Source organism: Streptomyces sp. NPDC054847, assembly GCF_053610925.1.
Genome location: NZ_JBSGZJ010000624.1, coordinates 1 through 3,202, shown reverse-complemented (window position 1 = coordinate 3,202; position 3,202 = coordinate 1). Strand labels below are relative to the sequence as shown.

The window sequence follows — 3,202 nt, the reverse complement described above, 5'->3', positions numbered from 1 at the left end:
CCTCCGGCCCGGGCCGGAGGCGGAGCCGGAGCCGGCCGCGCTGTCGAGGCGCCGCTCACTGACGCCGAACCGGCGTACCTGGGCGGCCGGTTCCCGGGGAAGTGACGGGCCGAGCGGGGTCAGCAGACCACCGAACGCGCCGTGAACGCCGCTCAACGGCCGCGCACCCGGACGGGACTTCGACCCCGCACCTCGTGTGCCACGCCGATCGGGGCGTCGTCCGGATCGAGGTGTCCGACACCGACTGCGCCCAGCCGGCCCGTACGACCCTCCGCTCTGACGCGCGTCGGCCCCGGCAAGACCGAACGAGGCCGGCGGAAGCCGATCGGCGGACCACATTGGTCTCGTACAGCTTCGTCGTCCATACTGCCCGCCGTGGAGCAGCAGATAGATCCGAAGACGAAGCTCGATATCGCCGTGGGGACGGATCCGGCATTCGTCCCCGTCCTCTCGGGGCCGGCGCCCGCCGTAAAGGAGAGGGAGGAGGAGAGCACGGCCACGGGGCCCGACGCCGGGACCGGGCCGGACAGCGCGCCGGACGACGTCGACGACGCCGAGACGGACGCCACGGCCACCGCGACAGACGGCGACGGCGAGCCCACGGACGAGGCCACCGGCGAAGCCGACGCCCCCTCAGCCGACGGCCCCGCCTTCGAGGTGCGTGACCGCCGCGGCTCGATCGCCGCCGACCGGTCCGGCATCCGCTTCACCCTGGACGACCAGGAGGCGGACTTCCGCTGGGACGAGATCGGCGCGGTCGAGGTGCGGCCGGCACGGTTCGGGCGCCGGTTCACCGTCACCGTCCATGTGGCGGCCAACCGCTGGTTCAACGCGGACGTCGAGGCCCCGGCCAGGGGGCGCCTGAAGGAGTGGACCGAGGAGCTCGACGCGGTCCTCGACGCCTATTTCGAAGAGGCCTGATCACTCTCCGGCCGCGTCTGGGTGGGCGACACAAGCCCGCCCAGGCGTGGTTTGTGTCGATTTCGTCGTAAATGCGCATAGCTTCGGTTTATGACAAAGCGACAAACGACCATGCTCGGATGCGCGGCTCTGCTCGTCGCGTCCGGCCTCGGCGCGGCGGCTCCCGCCAGCGCCGCCGTCAGTCACCAGGTTCTGCCGGGCGAGTCGATCCAGGCCGCGGTGGACGCCGCTCAGCCGGGCGACACCATCGACATCGCGGCCGGCACCTACACGGAGAGCGTCCGGATCACCAAGTCCGGCCTGACCCTGCGGGGCGCGGGCAGCGCGACCGTGCTCAAGCCGTCGAAGACCGCTGCCGCCGTCGACACCTGTGCCGCCGCGGGCAACGGCATCTGCGTCATCGGCACCGCGAAGCAGCCCGTCGAAGGCGTACAGGTCCGCTCCCTCACCCTCCGCGGATTCGCCAAGAACGGCCTCTGGGCCGCCTGGACCGACCGGCTGACGGTGCGCCGGGTCACCTCGGAGAACAACGGGACCTGGGGCATCGCCCAGGAGCGGTCCACCCGGTCGGTGCTGCGGGGCAACGTCGTCCGTGGCAACGGCGACGCCGGCATCTTCGTGGCCAACACCGTCAGCGCCGAGTCCGGCGCCATCGACACCAAGGGTACGGTCGTCGCGAACAACCTGATGGTCGACAACCGCATCGGCACCACGATCCGCCGCGTGCGCAACCTGACCGTCCAGGCCAACGAGATCACCGGCAACTGCGCCGGCGCGTTCCTCGTCGGCGACGAGACGACCCCGCGGGCCGGCGCCCTGACGGTCCGTTTCAACCGCGTGCGCGAGAACAACAAGCACTGCGACAAGACCGCGCGGCTGCCCGAGATCCAGGGCACCGGCATCGTCCTCACCGGCACCGAGGACACCCTGGTGGAGTGGAACCTGATCCGCGGCAACGTGGGCTCCGCCCCGATGTCCGGCGGGATCGTCCTCTTCAAGAGCATCGTGGGCGCCGCCGGCACCGACAACGTCGTCCGGAACAACGTCGTCCTCGGCAACGGAGCCGCCGACCTGGCCAACCGCGACACCAAGGGCACCGGCAACGTCTTCAGCCGGAACATGTGCGGACTCTCCGAGCCCGCGGGCCTGTGCTGACCGTCCGGACGGTGCCGACCGGCCCCGGCCACTCACGAAAGACCGATGCGGCATGACCACTGCAAGCGAAACCACTCTGCCCGCCATGCGGTTGAGAGAGCTCGTCTTCGGCGCGGCCTGCGCCGCCGCCGTGCGCGCGGCGGCCCGGCTCGGCGTGGCCGACGCGCTCGGGGACGCGCCGGCGACCGCGGAGGAGCTCGCGGCGGAAGTAAAGGCACAGCCCGGCGCCCTGCGCAGGATGCTGCGCGCCCTTGCCTGCTACGGCATCTTCGAGGAGGACGCCGACGGCAGGTTCGTCCACACCGAGATGTCACGACTGCTGCGCGAGGACGACCCGCACAGCCTGCGGTACATCTCGCTCTGGTGCACGGAGCCGTGGACCTGGGACGCCTGGCCGCTGCTCGACGAGGCGGTCAGGAAGGGCGGCGGCGTCTTCAGCGACATCTACGGCAAGGAGTTCTTCGACCATCTGCACGAGGACGCGCCGGAATCGGCCCATGTCTTCAACCGGGCCATGACCACCTCGAGCAAGCAGTCGGCGCGGGACGTCGCCGAACTGCTCGACCTCGGGGGGGCGAAGACGATCGCGGACATCGGCGGCGGCCAGGGCCATGTGCTGGCGGAGCTGCTGGAGAGGCACCCGGGCGTCAGGGGCACCCTGCTGGACCTGCCCCGTGTCGTCGCCGCGGCCGACCCCCGGCTGCTCGAAGGCGGCTCGCTCGCCGACCGGGCCGACATCGTCCCCGGCGACTGCCGGCAGGCCATGCCGGTCGCCGCCGACCTGTACATCATCAAGAACATCCTGGAGTGGGACGACGACAGCACCCGCAGGACACTGCGCAACATCGTCGCGGCGGCCCGCCCAGGCGCCCGGGTGCTCGTCATCGAGAACCTGGTCGACGACACCCCGTCGATGAAGTTCACGACGTCGATGGACCTGCTGCTGCTCCTCAACGTCGGCGGCGCCAAGCACACCCGGCAGAGCATGGTCAGCCGGATGTCCGACGCCGGACTGCTCGTCGGCGAGGTCCGTCCGGTCAACGCCTATCTGCATCTGTTCGAGAGCGTGGTCCCGGACTGAGGAGCGTCCAGGACCGGCGAGTGCACGCCGTCGGCCCCGCGGGAG

3 protein-coding genes are annotated in these 3,202 nt (G+C 71.0%); all 3 read left to right on the top strand.

The window, feature by feature from the left end:
• The first annotated feature begins 375 nt into the window (after nucleotides 1-375).
• Nucleotides 376-921, top strand: coding sequence for a hypothetical protein (locus ACWGH4_RS33365; RefSeq protein ID WP_453467448.1), 546 nt, complete (start codon nucleotides 376-378; stop codon nucleotides 919-921).
• Between the two features lie 90 nt (nucleotides 922-1,011).
• Entirely contained in the window at nucleotides 1,012-2,076 is a 1,065-nt protein-coding gene (locus tag ACWGH4_RS33360; protein WP_453467446.1) for a right-handed parallel beta-helix repeat-containing protein, read from the top strand.
• Between the two features lie 52 nt (nucleotides 2,077-2,128).
• Entirely contained in the window at nucleotides 2,129-3,157 is a 1,029-nt protein-coding gene (locus ACWGH4_RS33355; RefSeq protein WP_453467444.1) for a methyltransferase, read from the top strand.
• Nucleotides 3,158-3,202: the final 45 nt, after the last annotated feature.